Genomic DNA, 23332 nt, shown 5'->3' on the forward strand with positions numbered 1-23332 from the left:
GTTTATTTCTCCTGCTCGGTCGCATTCACATCAAGTGAAAAGGTGCCTGACCAACTATAAGATTGTCCGTTAAATTCGAGATGATGGGCGGTCGTGTCGGTGCAATCGGCTTGGTTGCTGACCATTAAGGTCACCACGGAAGCGCCCGTGGTAATTTCAACAACAGAGCCACTGTCGTTATGCCCTATAACACGGATATTAGAGACTTGACCACGTGCATTCACTGACTGCTCAAACTCTTCGTTGAAGAAACCGTGGGTTTCTACTACCGAGGCGAATAAGGTGGTGTCACCTTGGCTTCTAAGCATAAACCCAGGCTCACTGCGCAGGTTAAAGCTTGGGTCATTGGCGCCACTGCGGGTAAAGGTCACGTCACCACAACTGCCGCTAGCGGCATTGGAGCTTGTTCCCAACCACGTGTAGTAACTATTGTTTTGTAACCAGCTTACAAGCGCCGTTTCTTTCGCCGCGCCAGTAGCTACATGCCAAAGATGTTGGTAACCATCTTTACTGCCAAGGGTATCCATTTCAGCATTGGCTTGGTAATCAAAGTTAGTGCGGATGATTTGCCCTTGGTATTGATGAGAATAATCATATTGATGCGCATCCGATGCGCGTAAGCGGTATAAATCAATCAATAATGGCGCTTCTAATTCCTCGAGTTTAAGCATAAACACGCTACGCTGCATACCAACCCCATCGAAGTGGTCATTGGCAAAGGCGCTCATGCCATTAATTTGTGCATCGTCCACATTAAAGAAATGCGGTAAACCATGCACGCTGTCAGCGCGCTCTACATCAAAGTAGTTTTGGCATGTTTCATCGATAGTCACGGCATTATGTGCAATGGTTTGACGTGCGTAGAATTTATTTTCATCCAGGTAACGCCCACCAAATTTAGGCTCGACATTGACCCAACGACCAAAACCGTATTCACGTAACACTTCTTGACCGCGATTAAAGAAGGTAATACCTAAGGTATCAAAGTGACCGTGCCCCATCCCGTGTTGACCGTAGTTCATCACCAACTGCGACACATCGCCAGTTTTATCTTGCATACGGATAAAGCCCTGTGCGCCTTTATCACCATTAGGGCCTTCGTTAAGTTCTACACTTGGCCAGAATGGTAAGCCAATATTACGTTCAGATTCTGCTTTTTCATAAGCCTGTGAAACGGCCAAACCGCACTCATGTAGCCATACGCAATTTTGAATTTTTGCCATGCCTAAAATATTATCATCCAATTGATAGTGCTTACCGTAAAGACTCACCGCAACCTGTACACCAGGATCCGTGATCCCCATGGTTTTAGATGAATCATTTAACGCAGGGAATACACCATTTGGATAAGCTGAAAGCAGTAAAGCTTGCACCGTATTACCAACGACGCCCTGTTTATAATGATAAATATCGACATCCGGCATATGACGATGAATAACTTCTGCAAAAATAGCTAATGGGCGAATAGTAAAACGTGAGTAATAAGGCCCTTCAATGTAATAGCCAGAAGTAGAAAAAAGTTGTGAGACTTGTTGTAAAAATCCACCTGTTTCATCTTCATTTTGGCCATATACTGCTTTTTGCATATATTCAGGCTTACCAATTGCAAGTCCACAAATACCTACGGCAGCAACCGCCCATACTCCATGATTATGAATATGGTCGAAACGATCGGCATATTTAACCGTACACATTTCTAACATGGGTTCAAAAAGATTGGTTTCTATATGGACGCGTTGCGCCTCCGTCATTTCAGAGGCAACACATGAATAAGCGAGGCTAGCAAACATGATCCAACCGTGCTCATTAAGAATTTGGTGAAACAAACGACCCGTTGGATTAGTATTCTTTTGTACTTGATACCCTAATGTTAAATATTTATCCGCATACTGTTCAAGTAACGCAATAACAAAGTCCGCGTATTTTTTTTGTTTAGTAATTAAAAATAAATTACCGGCTAAATCCAGATAAGTATAATTCTGTTTATGACGGTTATGCTCGTAACCCCCCGCTTCACCATGACCTGGTACATCAATAGGTAATTGCATAAATGCATCTACGTCTTTTTGGTTTGCAGCAATCGACTTGCCCATTAAACTTGTTCGCCCAACTTCTTTATTTAACGCCATAATTTCAGGTTGAGTCAGTAAAATCGGTTGTCTTGTCATAATAGTTATTACCTTATTAGCCAATCATATTTAAAATGTGGCTATAAAGTAATACAATATTAGCTTTTTTCATACTGTTTCGTGATATTTTTTCTAAATAAACAAGGTTTATTTGATCAAACAAGAATTAGTATCCATAATAGCGGCCACTAATATAGCGCAATGATTTGAAAACATGATTTTAATCAATTATCCTTGACATAAGTCACATATATTCGCGCATATTGTATTACAAATGAATTTAACAGTTTATTATATGTGCATTATTTATTTCTGCATAAACTAAGATCTAAGCTCTTGGTTCAGGAATTAAATGTAGCATTACTAACATCGAATATAGAACAAAATAAATATCTAATTCCTTAGTAAAGCTTGAATGACGCAATAGCGTTGATTCGTAAAACAAACACTTTAGTTCAAAGCAATTTGCTACTAAAAAATTATATCCTGCGTGTGCAGATTTCTTAAAATAATGATAGGGCAACGCCAGTTGCTAAGGTAACCAAATGAATTCATTAAACATCGCAGTTATTGGCGAATGTATGGTTGAACTGCAAAAAAATGGTGATGGGTTAAAACGTACATTTGGCGGTGATACGCTCAATACGGCGCTTTATTTATCCCGTTTAACTCGCTCCCATGGCATTAACACCAGTTATGTAACTGCATTAGGCAATGATCCATTTAGTATGGAGATGCTTAGTAAATGGCAAGAAGATGGAATTGATACAAGCTTAATTCCACAATTAGACAATAAACAACCGGGTCTTTATTACATCGAAACAGATGATACTGGCGAGCGTAGTTTCTTTTATTGGCGTAACGATTCCGCTGCAAAATATATCTTTGATCAGCCTGAATCACCGGCTTTAATTGAAAAATTATTAACCTTTGATGCAATTTACCTTAGTGGTATCACATTGGCAATATTAACTGATAATGGCCGCAGTGTATTATTTGATTTCCTCGAAAAATTTCAAGGAAAAGTATTTTTCGATAATAACTATCGTCCTAAATTATGGGCAAGCCAACAACAAGCGATTGATTGTTATTTAAAAGTATTATCTTATACAGATACAGCATTATTAACCTTCGACGATGATCAAGACCTTTATGGTGATACCGATGTAAAACAGTGTATCGAACGTACATCGAATGCTGGCGTTAAAGAAATCATTATCAAATGTGGTAGCCAAGATTGCTTAGTTGTTGAAAACGATAAAGTCACTACTGTATCTGCACTTGTGATTAAAAATGTTGTCGATACAACCGCTGCTGGAGACTCGTTCAGTGCAGGCTTCTTAGCAAAACGTTTTTGTGGTGGCACAGCACAAGAAGCTGCATTTTCAGGACATAGCCTTGCTGGTACAGTAATACAATATGCAGGTGCGATCATTCCACTTGATGCAATGCCTGACCTTTCTTTATAACGAAACCGTTTTATAACGATTTCGTTGACATAAAATTAATGCTCATCCTCGGATGGGCTTTCCTTTAACTGATGAGATTAAAACTATGACAACATTAAATGATCAAATTGCTAATTTAAAAGTAATTCCAGTAATTGCACTTAATAAACTTGAAGATGCGCTACCTTTAGGCCGTGCACTCGTTGAAAATGGAATGCCTTGTGCAGAAATCACATTACGTACTGAATGTGCAGTAGACGCAATTAAAGTAATGCGTAAAGAATTCCCTGATATGTTAATTGGTGCAGGTACCGTTCTTACAAACGATCAAGTTGATCAATGTATTGAAGCGGGTGTCGATTTTATCGTGAGCCCAGGCTTTAACCCTCGTACAGTTCAATACTGTTTAGATAAAGATATGCCAATTGTTCCTGGTGTAAACAACCCAAGCTTAGTTGAACAAGCGATGGACATGGGACTACGTACATTAAAATTCTTCCCAGCAGAACCATCTGGTGGTGTTGGTATGTTAAAAGCTTTAACAGCGGTTTACCCTGTTAAATTTATGCCAACTGGTGGCGTTAACTTAAAAAATGTTGACGAATATCTTTCAATCCCAGCAGTATTAGGTTGTGGCGGTACGTGGATGGTCCCAACTAACCTTATCGACGAAGGTAAATGGGATGAAGTTGGCGCATTAGTTAAAGCAGCCGTAGAACATGTAAACGCTTAATCATTCGTTTATTTAAATTAAGCCTCATTGATGAGGCTTTTTTTATACCTATAGAAAAGAAAATTACAAGCTCATCTTATATAACTGCCCTATCGTCAGTCTTGATACATGATCTATTCGTTTTCCCTGCACTAATAATAACTCGCCACTTGATATCGCATCGGCGAGCGCATTGTGACCATTATATTCAGGTAAATGATACCGTTCTCTCGTTGCAGACAAGGTTAAGTCAACACTGTCGTCATGATTTATTGCATTTGCCAATTTTTTTTCAATTCGGAGTGTATCCACCCACAGCAATGGTATTTCATTTATCCCATAGGTTTTTAGCAAATAATGATCGATGAATTTTTTTTCCATCACACAACCATGTGCAACCAATATCTTTCCTTTTGCATCGGCAAAGAAACGACGCATTGCATCATCAATCGATACGCCCTGAGACAACATTTCTGGCGTAATATGATTGATAACTGCAGTTTCGGCCTTAACGTGTAAATCATTATTAATGTATAAATGTACCGATGAATTTAAATCTACATAACCTTTGTTAATGCCAACCCATCCCATCGATAATATAATGTCTTTGGTGCTATCGAACCCGGTTGTCTCTAGATCTAAGACAATAAAATCCAAATCCTTCACCAGCGTTGATACTTCAGGACAAGGTGCATTAATAACCGCTTGAATAACATCTGGTAAAGTAGATTTCGAATTAAAGCCAACACGTTTACGTCTAAGGTTTTCTAAGGGGTGAAAATAATTAAATAGTGTTTTCATTTAAATACTCCCAAATCGAATTTTAGCGGCCTCTTGAAGATCAGTAATAATCCGAAAAGCATCTTTTAAATGCTTACGTTCAAAACTACCAAAACTATTAGGGTCAATATGATTATTTGGTATTTCCCCTTTCTTCAACGCTTCTAACTGATGACTAAAACGGAAGTTTAATATGAATTGGTATGCCCCCAAAATATTTTTATAGGCATCATCACTCATTACCCCTTTCTCATTGGCGGCAGTAAAACGCGCTTGCGTCGATGAAGCTTCACATTCAACGGCTAATCCGTAAATTCGCGCTAAATCGATAATTAATGTAATGGCATACTTTTTGATGTTGAGGACTTTTTTATTTTCACCTGAGTTTTCGAGCACTAGACTATTAAAAATACCTAAAGGGGGATTTGTTTTGACCGCATCACGTATTAAGGTACTTAAAAACTCGCGATTGTTACGAATATTCGTATGTAATTCATTACGTAAGATATCTTCATAGTTATTATTTCCCCACACCGTTCTTATCTCTAAAAACACACTAATATTCAATAGGCATTCATATTCAGGATTCGCGACCCATTTTTTATAGTAACGCTTCCAAATCCGTAAAGGCTGACACCATTTAGGCGTCGAGGCCATAAAGTGACCGGAACAAAGCGGATAATTACATTTATCCAACCCTTCTGTTACGAACGCAGTTAAAGCTTTGAAGTACTCACGATCATCATCTGTCGCATCATCGGATAAAATAATAGCGTTATCTTGATCTGACAGCATATGTATTTCATTACGAGCATGAGACCCCGCCACAATCCATGAAAAATCACAGGGTGCTTCACCTAATTTTTCAATACCAATTTGAATAATCCGACGCATATATGCATCCATTATCATGGTCATCACCTTACAGATGGTTTCCGCTGCAACATTTCCTTCAACTAATGCTTCAAAGACAGCTTGTCTTTCATAGGTATAGGTTTCTAATTTTTCGATATTTTTAGCGTATTTTATTTTTTGAATTAAGAAGATAGCTTGAACACGGTGGTTTTGAACTAGATGCGACGTAGTGAGTAGACCAACGACTTTATTATCTTGTACCACGGGTAAATTCCGTACACTGTATTGCATCATCAGTGAAGCAGCTTGCAAAATTAAATCATCGGGTTTGATAGTTAAAGGATTAAGTGTCATCACTTCTGAAATAGGTCGTTCAACGGACACTTTTTCTGCAATCACTCTTTTCGTCATATCACGATCCGTCATTAGGCCGACAATTTTATTATTGTCATAAACAACGGCACATGAAGTATTTTGTACACAACGCATCTCATAGGCGACATCTTGAATACTTTGATCTGCGGTAACAATGGCAATACGGCTACTGGCTATTTCTTCAACTTTCCGAATAAATAACCCTTTTTCTTTATTTGACCACACAACATCAAAAGCTGATTTCAACCGCACTTCTGCCTGCGAGGCAAAATGCTCTGCACAGCTAGGGCAAGATTTAAATAACGATTGTAATGCAGAATGTGGGATCAAATATAATAAGGTGTTATCTAAGGCAATCGCTTTGTAACCTTTCTCATTATCCATATGTTCATCAAGGAATGTAAAACCAAATAAGTCTTCATCCCCTAAACGAGCTCTTAATGTACCATTTGCTTTGCGCTGCTCCATTGAACCGGTTCGAATAATATAAAGTGCTTTTTCTTTTCCTGGCTCACATAAATCAACCACCTCACCTTTACTTAAATACGTAATTTGAACATAAGATGCGATTTCTCTCAGAGATTCCTCTGGAATTTTATCGAAAGGGTCAATGTGGCTAATAAATTGAATAATATTTGGAATAAGAGAATGATGCATAATAACCCCTAAAATAGATGATTAATCTAATCATATAACGAAAGAAATGAACTACCAATGGCAGTATAAAAAGCAGGTATTAAACGAGAAACTCTACAAGAAACTAAGCAAAATATATCGTTTAACATCCGATAAAAATAAAAACAGCCACCCTAGGATGACTGTTTTACTGATGTAATGAAATAAAATTAACTAGCTATTTGTTGCTGATTTTTCATTGTCATCATTTACTTTACCATCTACAGCCATGACCAATACCACACCAACACCGAGTACGATACCGCCACAAAGAATGAAGATAGCACGTCCCCACATTGGGTTATTTAAGAAGAACATTGTCATAATTGCAAGACCAGCAACACCGATTAATGTACCCAACATTTTACGTTGGCTATTATCAAGTTTTTGCTGTGCAACACCTTCAGATACTAATGGCGTTGCCAAGTTATTGAAGAATTTATCAACATCTTTTTCACGAGCATCTGACAATTTTGTATAGAACAAGGTAGACATTAAGAAGAAACCACCTGTCAATACGATATGAGAGATAAGACCAACCGCTACTTTCAAGTCAGACCATTCACGATGTGTTAGCGTATCTAAGTTGAATAGATTAGAAATAGTCTCTGCATTTACGTGAATACCCACAAAGTAAGAAACCAAACCACCAACAACTAATGTACCCCAACCCGCCCAGTCAGGCGATTTACGGATAAAGAAGCCAAGGAAAGCTGGAATGGTCATTGGGAACCCAATAAACGCACCAACGTTCATCATTGCATCAAATAAGCTCATACCTTTTAATGAGTTAATGTAAAGTGCCACTAAAATGATTAAAGCACCACATACGGTAGAAGTGATTTTAGACACAAATACTAATTCATTTTCCGATGCTTCAAATTTACGTAGTACTGGTTCGTAGAAGTTTTTAACGAAGATACCAGAGTTACGGTTAAGACCTGAGTCCATAGAAGACATCGTTGCTGCGAACATACCTGAAATTAACAGACCGACCATACCCGCTGGCATGTATTGCTCAACAAAGTAAAGGTAAGAGTAATCCGCTGCTTTTTTACCCATTTCTGGATAGATTGTCGCAAGATCGATACCTTGACCAGCCACAAACCAACTTGGCATAAACCAAATTAATGGGCCCATTGTCATCAGAATACAAGCAAGTAACGCTGCTTTCTTCGCATTCTTAGAGTCTTTTGCTGCAAGATAACGGTAAGAGTTCAACATATTATTAGTAATACTGAACTGTTTAATGAAGATAAATACCGCCCAGATACCAAAGATGCTGGTGTAATTCAAATCATTACCGGCTAAGAAGGTTGCGCCATCTTCTAGTGGGAAGTTATTGATAATCTCACCTACACCACCACCTTGAATAATCGCCACAACCGCACAAGTTACGGTAACAGCCATAATGATAACCATCTGCATAAAGTCAGACGCGATAACGGCCCAAGAGCCACCCGTTACAGACATAACCAATACCACTAATCCGGTAAGAATAATGGTTGTGTTCATATCAAAGCCAAAAATACCCGAAGCAATAATCGCAAGACCATTTAGCCAAATACCCGCTGATACCATACTCGTTGGCATACTTGCCCAGGTAAATACTTGCTCGTTTTTGCTACCAAAACGCATGCGGATTGCTTCAATAACCGTGACAACACGAAGTTGACGGAATTTAGGCGCAAAATACAGATAGTTCATGAGGTAACCAAATGCGTTTGCAATAAAGATGATCGCAACAGCGAAACCGTCGTTATAGGCTTTACCAGCCGCACCGGTAAATGTCCACGCACTGAACTGAGTCATAAACGCAGTAGCACCAACCATCCACCACAACATATTACCGCCCCCACGGAAGTAATCACTTGTTGTTGAAGTAAATTTTCTGAACATCCAACCTATTGCTATCAAAAATAGGAAATAAACTCCTACTATCAGCGTATTGAGATCCATCACTAATTCCTTAATATGAACATAATTATAAAATTACAAAACAATATATTTTGTGGAATCGATTATAGATTGATGGAAAGTGTTATTGTACTACAATAATCCAAATCGGTGATGCAGATCTATATTTTAAGGGACAAAAAATTTACAAAATAGTACAGGTTGTATTTCCCATGTTTTAATACTTTTATAAACAAGTAGTTAAATAGGTACACACATTAATTTTAACAATTGAATAAATTCAGTTGATAATAATCTAGAATAAATAAAATGTGACTTTTATCATATAAAACAAGCAGGTGAAAGATAATAAGTTAAATAATAAATATTTTTTCAACCATTAAACATACTACAATTTCTATTACTATTTTGTACAATACCTTCATTAACGTTCATTTCTATATAACAAGATCGCACCTTATTATATTAATAAACTACCTTCTTTATTTACTTTTATTTTATAAATTGGTTGACCATTAACCAGTTTGAATCAGCCTAATTAACGCTACTTATGTAGTTTAGATACAAAAAGCGATGCTCATCACACTGATTGGTCAACCTTTGTGATCCAGTCGTGATTCCCTTCCAGTTGATATTGCATTTAATGCCGACTCCCCTAACCTTACCCTCGAATACAGACTTGATAACCATCCATTAATCCAAGAGTCTAAACAGTTAAATAAAATGTAACCTATAAAAGGAACCTCTTATGAATAAGATATTAAAATCCATTATGCTTGCTGCAGGTATGTTAGTTTCAGTCAATACAATGGCAGCAGACTATCCCGCTAAAAACATTCGCTTAGTTGTTCCTTTTGGTGCGGGCGGCGGTACAGATGCAGTTGGTCGTACGCTTGCTAATAGCGCAAAAGACATTCTTGGTAAAAATATTTCAGTCATGAACCGCACTGGTGGTGCAGGCGCAGTAGGTATGAGCTTTGGTGCGCAACAACGCGCTGATGGATATACATTAACAGTTGTCACCCGCGAAATTGCTTCATTACCTCAAATGGGATTAATGCAGCACTCAGCCGATGACTTTAAATTAATTCGTATGGTTAATTTAGACCCAGCCGTTGTATTAGTGTCAAAAGACAGCCCATATAACACCATCAATGACCTTATTAAAGAAGCTAAAGCAAACCCAGGTAAAGTTAAATTTGCTTCAACAGCTGCGCCAAACTTCTACTTAATGAGCCTAGAAAAAGATCAAGGCATTAAACTTAATGCAATTCCATATAACGGTTCTTCAGAAGCTATCCCTGCAGTATTAGGTGGTCACACGGCCGTCACTATGGTTACTCCAGGTGAAGCAATCGCACAATTACGTTCAGGACAACTTAAAGCACTTGGTGTTATGTCAGAAAAACGTATCGATTTCATCCCAGAGGTTCCAACGCTAAAGGAACAAGGTGTTGATGTTGTTACTGGTACATGGCGTGGTATTGGTGCACCGAAAGATACGCCTGATGCAATCATTGAAACATTAGGAAAAGCCTTTGACCAAGCAATGGCATCTGCTGAATTCAAATCATTTATGCAAAAAGGGGCAATGACAATTCATAACCTTAATGCACAAGAATTTACTGATTTTGTTAAAAAAGATACTGAAGAACTCGGTAAATTAATTAACTAAATAAATAGATATTTATTCGCAACGACCTCAACATTAATGATTGTTGGGGTTGGTTTTTTGACGTTATTATTTGAAGCAACTATTTAACAACGTCTTTATCATTTAACTAAACAGGGTTAGTTCTATGCTAAATCGTAATATCATTTTCCCATCTATCATTATCTTTTTGAGTGCAATCGCGTTTGCTGTAATCACTCAATTTGATAAGCCGATGTTTCAAGATGCGAGCGTAGACGCAAAATTCTTTCCGATGGTTATTGTCATCGCGCAAATAGTACTTTGTATCATTCTCATCTTGCAGCATATATATAAAAAATCTAAACCAGAAGAACAACCGCTAATTACTAAAATGTCAGTGTTTGGCATCCTATATATCCTCGGTTATGCCGTATTAATTAGCATTATTGGTTATTTATATGCAAGCCTTATTACGTTCCTCTTCTACTTGGTTTATTTCAAAGTTAAAAAACCGCTGTACTACATAGTCGCGCTCACTTTTGTGCTCGTTGTTTATTATTTATTTGGCGAAGTGTTTTATATCACTTTACCTGAAGCATTTTGGGCATAGGAGGTTATTATGTTTGAATATTTAATTACTGGCTTGGCAACTGCATTCAGTTTCTCAGTATTACCGGTACTCTTTTTTGGTGTATTAGGAGGAATTATTCTTGGTGCTTTGCCAGGATTAACCGCAACAATGGGGGTTGCAATTTTACTTCCCTTTACCTTTGGTATGGAACCCACTCCAGCTCTCGTAATGTTAATTGGGGTATATATTGGGGGTATTTACGGTGGCTCAATTTCAGCTATCCTATTAAAAACACCAGGTACACCCGCATCGGCCGCATCTGTTCTAGACGGCCACACACTGGCATCACGCGGACAAGCAGCACGTGCACTTAGTATTGCAGGTGTTGCTTCATTTATTGGTGGATTAATTAGTACCATTGTATTAATCGCAATTGCTCCTAAATTAGCAACTTTTGCATTACGCTTTAATGCACCTGAATACTTTGCTTTAGCAGTATTCGGTTTAACTATTATTGCCAGTGTTTCAGGCACGAATATTATCAAAGGCTTACTTGCTGGTACCATTGGTTTACTTGTATGTACAGTTGGTTTAGACCCCATTAGTAGCGTCCCCCGCTTTACCTTTGGCGTGTTAGATTTATATAGTGGAATCAATGTAATACCCGTATTAATTGGTCTTTTTGCATTATCGGAAGCACTGAATCAATTAGAAAAAATATTTTCAGAAAAGAAGACCAAAGCACCTGAATTTGACCGAAAACTATTAAGTAAAAAAGATTTAAAATCAATATTACCAACGGCTGTAAAAAGTGGACTAATGGGGACAACAATAGGCTCCATTCCAGGGGCAGGCGCGGATATTTCTGCTTTTGTTTGTTATAACGAAGCTAAACGTTCAGCTAAAAAACCTGAAGAATTTGGTAAAGGTTCAATCCAAGGTTTAGCGGCAGCTGAAGCCGGAAATAATGGTGTAACAGGTGGTTCGTTAGTGCCTTTATTAACACTCGGTGTACCAGGAGATGCTGTATCGGCAGTCTTACTTGGCGCATTGATTGTACAAGGGTTAACACCTGGGCCTTTACTTTTCTCACAGAATCCAGAAGTTGTCTACGGGGTATTTAGTTCAATGCTTGTAGCCAATCTATTGATGCTTGTTATTGCATTAATCGGTATTCGCTTTTTCTGTCGTATTATCGAAGTACCAAAGATTATATTGATTCCAATGATTATCTTTTTATCGGTAATTGGTGCTTATGCAATCAATAACTCAATGTTTGATATTGGTATTGCACTGGCCTTTGGTTTAATGGGCTTTATCTTCAATAAATTAGATATTCCATCTTCACCTATATTGCTCGCCATTATTTTAGGACCGATGGCAGAAACGAACCTACGAAAATCATTATTAATGTATGAAGGTAGTTGGTCATTCTTATATGATCGCCCTATTGCCCTCGCATTTATTGTATTGGCCGTTTTCTCCGTTTACTCGACAATGAAAATGAAGAAAAAACAAAAGGAAGATGCAAAACTTTAGCGTCGAATTCATAATATGCCCAACATGCTTGGGCATATTAACTTATCATCCTAACAACTCTCCTCTTCCTTTTAACATCGACACAAATTACAGCAAAATTTGTCATACTGAGACGCAGGTCAGTTATCAAATAACTATTATTAAGTACACCTATTTCATGCGGGTCTCAATTTCTAATTATACCAATCGTAATAATACCAATTCCATTAATTAACTGGTCAAATTAATCCACGATCTTAAGCATAGTGAAATGACTCTATTAATATCACTTCTAAAGTTATTCCAAGCAATAGTGCACTTCTCTTCAATATCTTCATAATCACTAAAAACACGATTGGCAATTTCATTTTGCCTCATCCATGACCATACTTGCTCGATTGGATTTAATTCAGGAGAATAAGGTGGGATGTGAATAATGCTTAGATTAGCAAATGCTTGATCTAAGTATTCCTGATGCCAGCTGGCACCATCCATTATCACTACTGCATGGCGACCCGCTTCCGTTGCTTTGGAAATAAGCGATAGATGTTCTTTCATGATTTCCATATTACTAAAAGGAGCAATGATAGCTTCTGTTTTACCATTTGCTGGGCAAACAGCACCAAATAGATAAGCGTAAGTGTATTGTTGTTGCTGTACTACGCGTGGTCTCGTTCCTTTTTCAGCCCATATTCTAGTGGTCGTATTTTGTTGTCCAAAACGCGCCTCATCTTGAAACCAGATATCAACCCGATCTAACGCAACATGACCAGGGATCTTAAGGATCGTTTTTATTTTGAATTTTTTTAAAATCTTCCTGACGTTCAATTGACTGCTTGGGATGCTTTGAACGTGTCGTTATCCAACTAAGATTTAATTCGTGTAATAGGTTGTAAATATTGGATTTTTTATACTCAATACCAAACTCAACTAAAATATACTGCTGGACATCTTTTCCTTGGAGTCTGCCACCATCTGCCTTTACAGCCGAAGAAACAACAAACTCTTTCAGTTGAGACAGTTGCTTTTCGCTTAGGCCTTTTGGGCGCCCCGTATGTTTTTTCTCTTTTAACCCTGAAATTCCCTGTGTTAAATAGGTTTGTATCCAACTATTTGCACTCGTTCGACTTACTTTTAAGTATTCAGATATTTGAGTTCTATTTTTACCATCAAGAAAGTGAGATACCGCTAATAAACGAAGTTTTAATCTCGCATCTGAGGTTGAGCTAATCATTTTCGATAATTCTTGAGTCATATTCAGCACCTTTAATGAGTGCTTTATTAGATCATAAAATTAATGGAATTGGTATAATTAGCTGATCTATTTAATACAATTGGTATTACAACAAGAAAATCAGCAGATTGATGAATCATAGGCATAAAAAAACATGCAATCAGCATGTTTAATAATTTCAATAGCTCAATGAAAATTTAACTTTCAACAGATAATCTATGCTTCGCTTCCTGTAAGTGATTCGCCGACGCTTGACGTGCTTTTTCGCTATTACCCGCCATAATTGATTCATAAATCTGTCTATGCTCATTAATACACGTACTGCCTTCTTCTGAAGAATGCACAATAAAATTAACAAACATAGTGGTTAGAATATTACCAAATGGAAGGTAGAAGTCATTGCCTGTCGCATTGAAGATTAAACTATGAAAATGTGTGTCAACTTCAGTCCAACGAGCATGATCAAAAACTTCTTGTTCTGAAATTTCTACCATTTGCTGAAAGACTTCGGATAATTCAATACGTTGTTCAACGGATGCATAACGTGCAGCTAATGCACAAGCTTCTGGCTCAATCGCTCGACGTAGACCTAAGAATTGAAAACAGAAATGATCGACATCGGCCAATCCATCCATCCATTCAATTAATTGAGAGTCTAGAAAGTTCCAGTAAACACGATCAACAACACGTGTTCCAATTTTAGGACGAGATTCAAGTAACCCTTTAGACGTTAAAAGTTTTACTGCTTCACGTAATGCGGTTCGGCTGATTCCAAATTGCTCACACAGTGCCATTTCACCAGGGATAATTGAACCTTGTTGAAGGTCACCGGATAAAATACTGCGTGCAATTTCTCGTGCAACCTGCACATGTAGGCTACGTTTGGAGCCGGAGATATAATTAAAAGGGCTGACCATAATTTCGCTTATTTTAAAGTTGATATTTAAAGGATGATTTAAGAATTTTTATTAAACATATTATAGCATTATCGTTTATTTGTGCCAAACAGCTCAGCACGCAAAAAATAAAACACGAAACAGACAATTATATTGGTCGCCAAGGGATATATGGAAAACACCAGGTAATAAAACCAATAAAAAGCAGCTTTAAGATACAAAACTCTAAATGATAGTGATACTTAATGTATTTACCTAGCAGTATTGTATTATAAGTTTATCAATTAATACTAACTTATTGTTTTGGCTAATTAAAAGCTAGATAAAACAGTTGATTTTGAGACCTAAGTTACATTTTATTACCGAGAAAATGAGAACGGTTACCGAAAATACATAATCAAACAAACTACCAAGACAAAATTTTATTTTTATGATGATTCATTTAGATCGAAAAACGAATGAGAGATGACTTCATTGAAACTCATTAATAGCGTCAATAAGTGATGTATTTTGGTCAACCCACCATTCATCTCTCGTAATAAGTATATGAATTAATGGCTACAATTATTTAACTTCATTACCACTTTCTTTACCTTCAGCAAAGGCGAGTAAGTTACCAATAGTTGTATCTGCAATGCTGGTTAATGCTTCTTTTGTTAAGAATGCTTGGTGTCCCGTAAATATAACATTATGACAAGCCGATAAACGACGGAAAGTATCATCAGTAATAATTTCATCTGAATGGTCACCAAAAAACAATGACTCTTCTTCTTCATATACGTCAAGACCGAGTGCCCCAATACGCCCTGATTTTAAGGCTTCGATGGCATCAATCGCATTAAGTAATGCACCACGACTGGTGTTAATAATCATCACACCATTTTTCATTTTAGAAAATGCATCTTTATTCAATAAATGATGATTGTCATCCATTAAAGGACAATGCACACTAATAACATCGCTCTCAGCATAGAGTTGATCTAATTCAACATATTCAGCACCTAATTCAAGTGCGCGTTCTGAAGGATATGGGTCATAGGCTAAGACTTTACATCCAAATCCTCTCAATATGCTAATCATCGCAACTCCAATTTTACCTGTTCCGATAACCCCAGCCGTTTTACCAAATAAATTAAACCCAACTAATCCTTCCAATGAGAAATTAGCATCACGTGTACGAGAATACGCTTTGTGAATACGACGATTTAGTGTCATCATTAATGCAATACTGTGTTCTGCAACGGCTTCTGGTGAATAGGCCGGTACACGTACTACGGTCATATTCAATTCTTTCGCAGTATAAATATCAACGTTATTAAACCCAGCACAACGCATCGCAATAATTTTAATACCTAGATCGGACAATTCATGCAATACCTCTTTCGATAACTCATCATTAACAAATGCACAAACCGCATCACAGCCATGTGCTAGTTTGACCGTATGGCTGTTTAACTGCGTATCAAAATACTCAAAGGTAATATCATCTCTACCTAAAAGAGGATTAAAATGATTCATATCGTAACTGCGGGTACTAAACATGGCTACTTTCATCGATGGCTCCTAAATTTAATCAATAAACTATTGTTTACTAAGAGTTATAAACTTATTTGTGACTTAGATCAATATAATTCAACACTTTTTGTATTGATTTACTCGCGCTAACCTGACTTAAGATCCATAACAGATAATTATCTACCCATTATCAATCAAGATTTAAAAAGGATAGTGCTTTCAATGATGTAAATATATGAAAATATATGAAAATATTGCTAGGATTATTAAATCTGTCTTATTCCATAAGGATTTATTTTGCAGAAGCCAAAAAATACAGCAATCGCATTTCAACATGTTGATAAATGGTTTGGCAATTTCCAAGCACTAAATAAGATCAATTTATCCGTTACCGAAGGAGAAATTGTCATTATTTGTGGTCCTTCTGGCTCAGGAAAATCCACCTTAATCCGCTGTATTAATGGACTTGAATCCTATGATGATGGTCAAATTAAAGTGTTTGATACCTTGCATATGGAGCAACCTAAAGGCACCGTTGGTATGGTATTTCAACATTTTAATTTATTCCCACATATGACTGTACTGGATAACCTAACGCTTGCCCCGATGCGCACACTCAATCTATCAAAACAAGAAGCAACAGCCCGTGCAATCCATTTTCTTAATCGCGTAAAAATCGCAGACCAACAGCATAAATACCCTATTCAACTTTCCGGTGGTCAACAACAACGTGTCGCGATTGCACGTTCATTATGTATGAAACCCAAAATAATGTTATTTGATGAACCGACTTCAGCGCTGGATCCCGAGATGATCAATGAGGTCCTTGATGTAATGACAGAACTCGCACAGGAGGGAATGACGATGATTTGTGTGACCCACGAAATGGGCTTTGCACGTAAAGTCGCAAACCGAGTTGTCTTTATGGATCAAGGAGAAATCGTTGAAGTCGCCCCCCCAGAAACACTTTTCTCTGCGCCCAAAATGGCACGAACACAACTATTTTTAAACCAAATATTAGCCCATTAATGTTAGTCAATTTAATCAAACAAGTTTTATCTACCGTATTACAGATAGTTATTCTACTACTCGCTGTCTCTTGGTTATTAGATAGTGGTGCACAGGCAATGGGCTATACTTGGCAATGGCAACGCATCCCCGACTATATTTTAATTTATGAAGACGGTGAGTGGTGGCGAGGTGAATTACTTGACGGTCTATTAATCACTTTACAATTATCTGCATGGAGCTTAATTGCAACATTAATCATAGGCTTAACTACTGCATTTTTAAGGTTATCAAACTCAATTATTGGGCGTATTATTGCACGTAGTTATGTTGAACTTATTCGTAATACCCCTTTATTGGTACAAATTTACTTACTTTATTTTGTTTTTGGGCCAATTATCGGTCTTGATAGATTTTCAACGGCTGTCCTTGCATTGGCCCTATTTCAAGGCGCTTATACATCGGAAGTCTTTCGTGCAGGATTAAACAGTATCTCTTTAGGGCAATTTGAAGCAGCTAAGTCCTTAGACTTACCTATTTTGTCAACATACCGATTCGTTATTTTGCCACAGGTATTACAAAAAACATTACCTCCATTAACAAATGAAGTGATATCGCTTATTAAAAATTCATCTATTGTTAGTGTTATGGCGATTTTTGATTTAACCACACAGGGAAGAAACCTTGTCTCTGAAACGGCAATGCCCTTTGAAATTTGGTTTACCATAGCCATTATTTATTTATTACTCACACTATCACTTTCAGGATTATCGGCCTTGTTAGCACATAAACTTGGTGCGCAATGGCGGACACAATAAACGATTAAATACATCAAGGAGAACCTATGAAATTATTTAAATCATTACTGTTTAGTATATTAACGCTTACTTTAACGATACCTTCAATCGCAACAGCCGATAGCCTAAGTCAAATAAAGGACCGAGGAACATTGCGTGTAGGAATGTCCACTTTTGTCCCCTGGGCAATGCGCGATAAGCAAGGAGAACTCATTGGTTTCGAAATTGACGTAGCTAAACGTTTAGCTGCAGACACAGGATTAAAAATTGAATTTGTTCCAACGGCATGGGATGGTATTATCCCAGCGCTACTAGCGAAAAAGTTTGATGTCATTATCGGTGGCATGTCAATTACTGAAGAACGTGCAAAAAGTGTTTTGTTCACCACGCCTTATTCCCATTCAGGTGTTCAAGTTGCGGTCAATAAACAATTAGCAGGTGATGTAAAAACGCTATCGAACTTAAATAAACGAAGCATAAAAATATCAGCACGACGTGGTGCTTTTACAGTCCAAGTTGCTCGAGACACGTTTCCAAAAGCTAAAATCCTCCAGTTTGATGATGATGCACAAGCTTTTCAAGAAGTACTTAATGGCAATGCAGATGCCGTTATTGCATCAAGTCCAAAACCTGAACAGGAAGCGATTAAACATAGTGACGTGCTCTTTCTTCCCTTCAAAGAACGTCTTTCTAAGGGCAATGAAGCCTTCGCTGTTCGCCTAGGTGAAGATGATAAAAAAGCCTATTTTGATGAATGGATCAATGCACGAACAAAAGATGGATGGCTTGCGCAACGTTACGAATATTGGTTTGCAACATTAGACTGGCAAACACAAATTGCGCAAGGGCAATAAACCAATGTTTCATTTAGACAGGTAAAATATGCAATCCGAAGGTGGCATCAAACAGACAGGTAAACAGCGTTTATCTCTTAATCGATTAGATTACTTCTTGTTGTTAATCACTTTAATAGCAATAAGTTGGCTGTATTACCGCTCTTCAATTGGCGTTCATTACCAATGGCATTGGGCTGCCGCAATTGATCTTGTTTTCACTGCAAGAAGTGATGGCAGCCTTCCCTATTTTTTCCAAGGTCTAATTTCGACCATTAGACTCACTGGATGGGGAATGTGTTTTGCGTTAATAGTCGGCACATTAATTGGTATTGCACGTCATACAAAATTTCCTCTTTTTAGAACGCCAGCACTACTTTATATACAATTGATTCGCAATATACCGCCCCTCGTCTTTATTTTTATTTTCTATTTTTTTATTTCCAACCAAGTAATTCCTTTACTTGGACTAGACAATTTATTAAGAAATTCAAATACGGACACCAATCCTATTGCACTATTTTTATTTGGTCCCACAAACTTATGGGAAAACTTACTTTCTGGCGTCTTATGTATTGGTTTGCTCTCTGCGGCGTACATTGCTGAAGTAGTAAGATCTGGCTTAGAAGGTATTGATAAGGGACAATGGGAGGCATCTCAAACTCTTGGTCTTTCTACTTGGTCGAAATACCGGTATGTAATTGGACCACAGGTATTAAGTAATATTACCCCGCCTTTAGCAGGCCAAGCTATTTCATTAGTCAAGGACTCCTCTATTGTCTCGCTTATTTCAATTCAAGAACTTACATTTTCTGGCACTGAAATAGCTAACTCATCGGGCCTTATTTTTGAAATCTGGATTTTTGTTGGTATTTGTTATTTGCTGTTATGTTTAAGTTTGTCGTTGATATTCTCTAGAATAGAATCTAACAGTAGAAAACATTTAATTAAATAAAGCACATACCTCTGCGGTAACCCATTTTATTGTTTGATATTTTTCAACCTATGTAAGTTAACAGGATCATATTTTCCTGCGTCTAAATCTTTAAATGCACGTGCATAAAATCCATTTTCCTTAATTATTTTCAAACCTCGATTAAAACGCGTGATTAACTGTTTATTTCCCGCTACCTTCTTTGACAGAATTAAATAATAAGTACGCTCTTCTATCTCCGTCGGGGACGAAGTCATTTGACCTTGCTGTCGGGGCGATAAACCGGTTCGGATATAAAACTCCCCTACACGCCTCACGTTTGGAATCGCATCAATTCTATTCGCAAACAAACGCTTAAACAGCGAATCATAGCCAGCTCCTCGATTAATCGTAAACAATCCCTTATCAACACCTTCTTGTAATCGAGGATAGGCAGTATGGGCCGTACCGCCTAAGACTTTTCCTTTAAGATCATCAAGCACACTAAAATCTAATGGAGCGCTTTTTAGAAAAAATAAAACCTGAGAATCAACAACAACAGGATCACTGTAAAGAAAATCTTCAGTTCTTTCTGGTAAATAAATCCATAATAACGAACCGTTCCAAACTTCGTTACTCGCCCCAGCGCCTTGCTGTGCATATAAAAAAGAACGTTTCCAAGGGAAAAAACCATATTCCACTTTAACACCAACAACAGCAAAAGCTTCCGAAACGATATGCGAGGCGACGCCGTTATGCGGTAAATGTTCGGATAAATAAGGTGCCCATTCACCATTAGTTAAACGAATAACATCCTGACTAAAACAAATCGAAGGTAAAAAAGTGATAAAAAATAGGATCTGAGAAATCAACTTCATTAAGTAATCCAAGTAAAATTTAATACATAATAGTATCTACTCGAGCCTCGATATAAAATGCAAATAGATCAGTAGATGTTAAAAGATGAACTATTTATGAGTAGCCACAAATTAAGTTAATAAAATATAAACAATAGATTACGTGCCCCTAAAGTCAATTAACTTGCATTGATATTTCTGTATGAGGGGAAATGAACAAAATATAGATCCGTTATTGCCTCAATATATTGAAACAATAACGGTATGGTGACATTTTAAAACAAGGAAAGGTACTGGCTGTAACCTTCTTTTTCTAAATCATTTTTCTTAATAAAACGTAAGGATGCTGAGTTAATACAAAAACGTAAACCAGTGGGTAATGGACCATCATCAAACACATGTCCTAAATGAGACTCCCCATCTTTACTGACAACTTCGGTACGAACCGAAAGCCAGCTACGGTCTTCCTTCTCTACAATATTCTCTTGCTCCAGAGGTTTTGAAAAACTTGGCCAACCACAACTTGCATCAAATTTATCGAGTGAACTAAAAAGAGGTTCACCAGAAACAATATCAACATAAATGCCTTCTTCTTCATGATTCCAAAACGCATTTTCAAAGGGTCTTTCCGTTGCCTGATTTTGGGTCACTTCATATTGTAACGGTGTTAATTTTTTTTTTAGATCTTCATCACTTGGTTTCATAATCGTTGAACTCTCTATTTTTATCAGCTGCTCATTCGCATAATTAAAAAGCGTTTGTTCTACTCTCATTCGCTATTTGTATTATTTAATATCATAACGCATTACGGACTGATTTAAACCCACTCCTTGTAATTTCAATTGATTAATACGCTGTAAATAAGCTGCTCCTTTAAATAAATGTAGTGCAACATCAACCGCTTGACGTTGATTATAATCAGCAAGGTAAGTGCCCTTCACCCAACTATTAAAAGCACCTAAGCTTGGTCCAGCCCAGATTTGATAATCCATTTCACGGCCTTTTTCTCCGATATTAGACCAACGAGAAGAAAGTCCTAGATACCAACGAAAGATAAGTGCCATTTTTCGTTTAGGGTTGGTTTTTGCGCGTGCTAGCATTTGTGGATCGCGCGCCTCAAAAAAATCAATCGTAATTTGCCAAATATCATCTAGATTTTGACGGAAAATTTGTTTTTCAATTTTCTCTCGTTCGGACACTGGAATGGCTTCAATTGAGTCGTAATTCATATACAGCTCATACAATTTATTAGCACGCATTGCGAACATACTGCCACGTTTTACGACTTGTAATTTCACGCCCATTTCAAACATATCGGCTGCAGGTGCCATGGTAACATCCGCCATTTCAACGCCGGATAATAATTTACGCGTATGCTCGGAAGCACCAGACTCAATACAAGCTTGATTAACCGAGCCAAGTACAATATATGCAGCCCCCATATTAAATGCAGCTAATGCAGCTTCAGGGGTACCAATGCCACCGCCCGCACCAACACGTAATGGTGTTTTATAATTATATTGCGCTTGCAGCTGATCACGTAGCGTAATAATTGTTGGTAACAAAGTAATAAATGGACGGTTATCCGTATGTCCACCAGAATCGGCCTCTGCAGTGATATCATCAGCCATTGGCACATGCTGTGATAACTCAGCTTGTAATGGGGTAATTTTTCCCTGAGCGAGTAATTTATCAACTATCTTTGGGGGTGCTGGCGACATAAATTTAGTGGCGACTTCAGAACGCGAAATCTTAGCAATCACTTTATGTCCGATATGCACGCTTCCGTCACTATTTTGTGATAGACCAGCAACACGGTAATAGACAATATGTTCCGTCAAGCCTAAATAAGCGGATGCTTCAACAGTATCAACGCCTAATTTTAAGAAAATATCCACCGCACCAGACTCCAAAGCGGCTTCACTTGGTGCATGGATCAGATTAACAGCAAAAGGACCATTGGGTAATTCAGCCTGAATACGTTTGATTGACGATTCAATTACCTGTGGAATTAATCCCGCCGCACCAAATGAACATAAAAAACCCGCTTTACCCAATGCAATGACTAATTCAACGGAAGAAATACCATTGGCCATTGCGCCGCCATGATAAGCATATTTCACGTTATGTTGCTGCTTAAAAGCAGGATCACCTAATGATTCTGGTGCAACTTTCTGTGCAAAGGCTAAAACAGGGCTATTTCCTTCGGAATCCGTTTTCTTTACCACGCCGACTTTATTATCGAGTTGAGCAATATAGACGGGATAATTATTATCCATAAGTGCATTTTTTATTGCCATCTCATCACATTCAATTTCAGATGCGTCAACCTTCCAAGCCCAATCGATAGCCTGTGATTTATTAATACTTAACACTGACATTTAATTCCCTATTTATTCTCACAAAAATCAAAACGAGGTTGTAACTTACCATCAATTTCAATCTGTTCTGCAAACATGGTTAAGGGTCTCACCCAAAGCGCGCCTTCGCCATATAAAGGACGATAAACAACTAGTTTTTCTTCAGTTTCACTATGGGTTGCGACGCCTTCAACTTGATAATAATTGCCTTTGTAATGTTTATATTTTCCGATTTTGATTGTCATTTTAATTCCTTCCATACTTTAGTTCTGTGTATTTTGTATCGCTTAAGCTGCATATTTCTAA

Annotated in this window: 20 protein-coding genes; 9 read left to right on the forward strand and 11 right to left on the reverse strand. The window is 37.6% G+C overall.

The features are described 5' to 3' along the window. Positions 1–2 precede the first annotated feature (2 nt). Positions 3–2168: a heparinase II/III domain-containing protein gene (locus ACR30L_RS11125; RefSeq protein WP_435234321.1), complete on the reverse strand. Its 2166-nt coding sequence runs from the start codon at positions 2166–2168 to the stop codon at positions 3–5. Positions 2169–2674: 506 nt separating this feature from the next. Between ACR30L_RS11125 and ACR30L_RS11130 the strand changes: the two genes are divergently transcribed. Continuing rightward, entirely contained in the window at positions 2675–3598 is a 924-nt protein-coding gene (locus ACR30L_RS11130) for a sugar kinase (RefSeq protein ID WP_435234322.1), read from the forward strand. A gap of 85 nt (positions 3599–3683) precedes the next feature. Continuing rightward, on the forward strand, positions 3684–4310 hold the full coding sequence (locus ACR30L_RS11135; RefSeq protein WP_435234323.1) for a bifunctional 4-hydroxy-2-oxoglutarate aldolase/2-dehydro-3-deoxy-phosphogluconate aldolase: 627 nt from the start codon (positions 3684–3686) through the stop codon (positions 4308–4310). A gap of 63 nt (positions 4311–4373) precedes the next feature. Here ACR30L_RS11135 and ACR30L_RS11140 read toward each other — a convergent pair whose 3' ends face one another. The 3 genes from ACR30L_RS11140 to ACR30L_RS11150 all read right to left on the reverse strand — a co-directional run bounded on the left by ACR30L_RS11140 (position 4374) and on the right by ACR30L_RS11150 (position 8933). Then, the gene (locus ACR30L_RS11140) at positions 4374–5090 is read right to left on the reverse strand and encodes a 3'-5' exonuclease (RefSeq protein ID WP_435234324.1); all 717 of its coding nucleotides are present in this window, start codon (positions 5088–5090) and stop codon (positions 4374–4376) included. Further along, positions 5091–6956: a putative nucleotidyltransferase substrate binding domain-containing protein gene (locus ACR30L_RS11145; protein WP_435234325.1), complete on the reverse strand. Its 1866-nt coding sequence runs from the start codon at positions 6954–6956 to the stop codon at positions 5091–5093. A gap of 192 nt (positions 6957–7148) precedes the next feature. Continuing rightward, the gene (locus ACR30L_RS11150; protein WP_435234326.1) at positions 7149–8933 is read right to left on the reverse strand and encodes a sodium:solute symporter family transporter; all 1785 of its coding nucleotides are present in this window, start codon (positions 8931–8933) and stop codon (positions 7149–7151) included. 706 nt (positions 8934–9639) lie between these two features. Here ACR30L_RS11150 and ACR30L_RS11155 point away from each other — a divergent pair. The 3 genes from ACR30L_RS11155 to ACR30L_RS11165 all read left to right on the forward strand — a co-directional run bounded on the left by ACR30L_RS11155 (position 9640) and on the right by ACR30L_RS11165 (position 12634). Next, positions 9640–10566, forward strand: a complete 927-nt coding sequence (locus ACR30L_RS11155; RefSeq protein ID WP_435234327.1) for a tripartite tricarboxylate transporter substrate binding protein — start codon at positions 9640–9642, stop codon at positions 10564–10566. Positions 10567–10690: 124 nt separating this feature from the next. Beyond that, positions 10691–11134: a tripartite tricarboxylate transporter TctB family protein gene (locus tag ACR30L_RS11160; RefSeq protein ID WP_435234328.1), complete on the forward strand. Its 444-nt coding sequence runs from the start codon at positions 10691–10693 to the stop codon at positions 11132–11134. Positions 11135–11143: 9 nt separating this feature from the next. Continuing rightward, the gene (locus ACR30L_RS11165) at positions 11144–12634 is read left to right on the forward strand and encodes a tripartite tricarboxylate transporter permease (protein ID WP_435234329.1); all 1491 of its coding nucleotides are present in this window, start codon (positions 11144–11146) and stop codon (positions 12632–12634) included. A 210-nt stretch (positions 12635–12844) separates the two neighbouring features. Here ACR30L_RS11165 and ACR30L_RS11170 read toward each other — a convergent pair. The 3 genes from ACR30L_RS11170 to ACR30L_RS11180 all read right to left on the reverse strand — a co-directional run bounded on the left by ACR30L_RS11170 (position 12845) and on the right by ACR30L_RS11180 (position 16297). Further along, positions 12845–13868, reverse strand: a protein-coding gene (locus tag ACR30L_RS11170) for an IS630 family transposase (protein ID WP_435234330.1) whose coding sequence is annotated in 2 segments (ribosomal slippage) — positions 12845–13415 and positions 13414–13868 — 1026 coding nt in all. Because the reading frame shifts where the segments join, the coding sequence is not laid out codon by codon here. A gap of 176 nt (positions 13869–14044) precedes the next feature. Further along, on the reverse strand, positions 14045–14764 hold the full coding sequence (locus ACR30L_RS11175; protein ID WP_435234331.1) for a FadR/GntR family transcriptional regulator: 720 nt from the start codon (positions 14762–14764) through the stop codon (positions 14045–14047). 543 nt (positions 14765–15307) lie between these two features. After that, positions 15308–16297, reverse strand: a complete 990-nt coding sequence (locus ACR30L_RS11180) for a 2-hydroxyacid dehydrogenase (protein ID WP_435234332.1) — start codon at positions 16295–16297, stop codon at positions 15308–15310. Between the two features lie 258 nt (positions 16298–16555). On the opposite strand from ACR30L_RS11180, the gene ACR30L_RS11185 reads away from it, so the two are divergent. The 4 genes from ACR30L_RS11185 to ACR30L_RS11200 are packed head-to-tail and all read left to right on the forward strand — an operon-like array spanning position 16556 to position 19851. Continuing rightward, positions 16556–17287, forward strand: a complete 732-nt coding sequence (locus ACR30L_RS11185) for an amino acid ABC transporter ATP-binding protein (protein WP_435234333.1) — start codon at positions 16556–16558, stop codon at positions 17285–17287. Further along, positions 17287–18084: an amino acid ABC transporter permease gene (locus ACR30L_RS11190; protein ID WP_435234334.1), complete on the forward strand. Its 798-nt coding sequence runs from the start codon at positions 17287–17289 to the stop codon at positions 18082–18084. The genes ACR30L_RS11185 and ACR30L_RS11190 overlap by 1 nt, the downstream gene beginning before the upstream one ends. Positions 18085–18110: 26 nt before the next feature. Then, on the forward strand, positions 18111–18917 hold the full coding sequence (locus tag ACR30L_RS11195) for a transporter substrate-binding domain-containing protein (RefSeq protein WP_435234335.1): 807 nt from the start codon (positions 18111–18113) through the stop codon (positions 18915–18917). A gap of 28 nt (positions 18918–18945) precedes the next feature. Next, positions 18946–19851: an amino acid ABC transporter permease gene (locus ACR30L_RS11200; RefSeq protein WP_435234336.1), complete on the forward strand. Its 906-nt coding sequence runs from the start codon at positions 18946–18948 to the stop codon at positions 19849–19851. A gap of 26 nt (positions 19852–19877) precedes the next feature. Here ACR30L_RS11200 and ACR30L_RS11205 read toward each other — a convergent pair whose 3' ends face one another. The 4 genes from ACR30L_RS11205 to ACR30L_RS11220 form a co-directional block, all read right to left on the reverse strand. Further along, positions 19878–20687: a substrate-binding periplasmic protein gene (locus ACR30L_RS11205; protein WP_435234337.1), complete on the reverse strand. Its 810-nt coding sequence runs from the start codon at positions 20685–20687 to the stop codon at positions 19878–19880. 254 nt (positions 20688–20941) lie between these two features. Continuing rightward, the gene (gene msrB, locus ACR30L_RS11210; RefSeq protein WP_435234338.1) at positions 20942–21370 is read right to left on the reverse strand and encodes a peptide-methionine (R)-S-oxide reductase MsrB; all 429 of its coding nucleotides are present in this window, start codon (positions 21368–21370) and stop codon (positions 20942–20944) included. 81 nt (positions 21371–21451) lie between these two features. Then, the gene (locus tag ACR30L_RS11215; protein WP_435234339.1) at positions 21452–23047 is read right to left on the reverse strand and encodes a PfaD family polyunsaturated fatty acid/polyketide biosynthesis protein; all 1596 of its coding nucleotides are present in this window, start codon (positions 23045–23047) and stop codon (positions 21452–21454) included. A gap of 8 nt (positions 23048–23055) precedes the next feature. Further along, positions 23056–23271 carry a DUF1653 domain-containing protein gene (locus ACR30L_RS11220; RefSeq protein ID WP_435234340.1) on the reverse strand — a complete coding sequence of 72 codons (216 nt, stop codon included), beginning with the start codon at positions 23269–23271 and terminating at the stop codon, positions 23056–23058. Positions 23272–23332 lie beyond the last annotated feature (61 nt).

The organism is Psychromonas saccharinae (assembly GCF_051201515.1).
GTDB lineage: Bacteria > Pseudomonadota > Gammaproteobacteria > Enterobacterales > Psychromonadaceae > Psychromonas.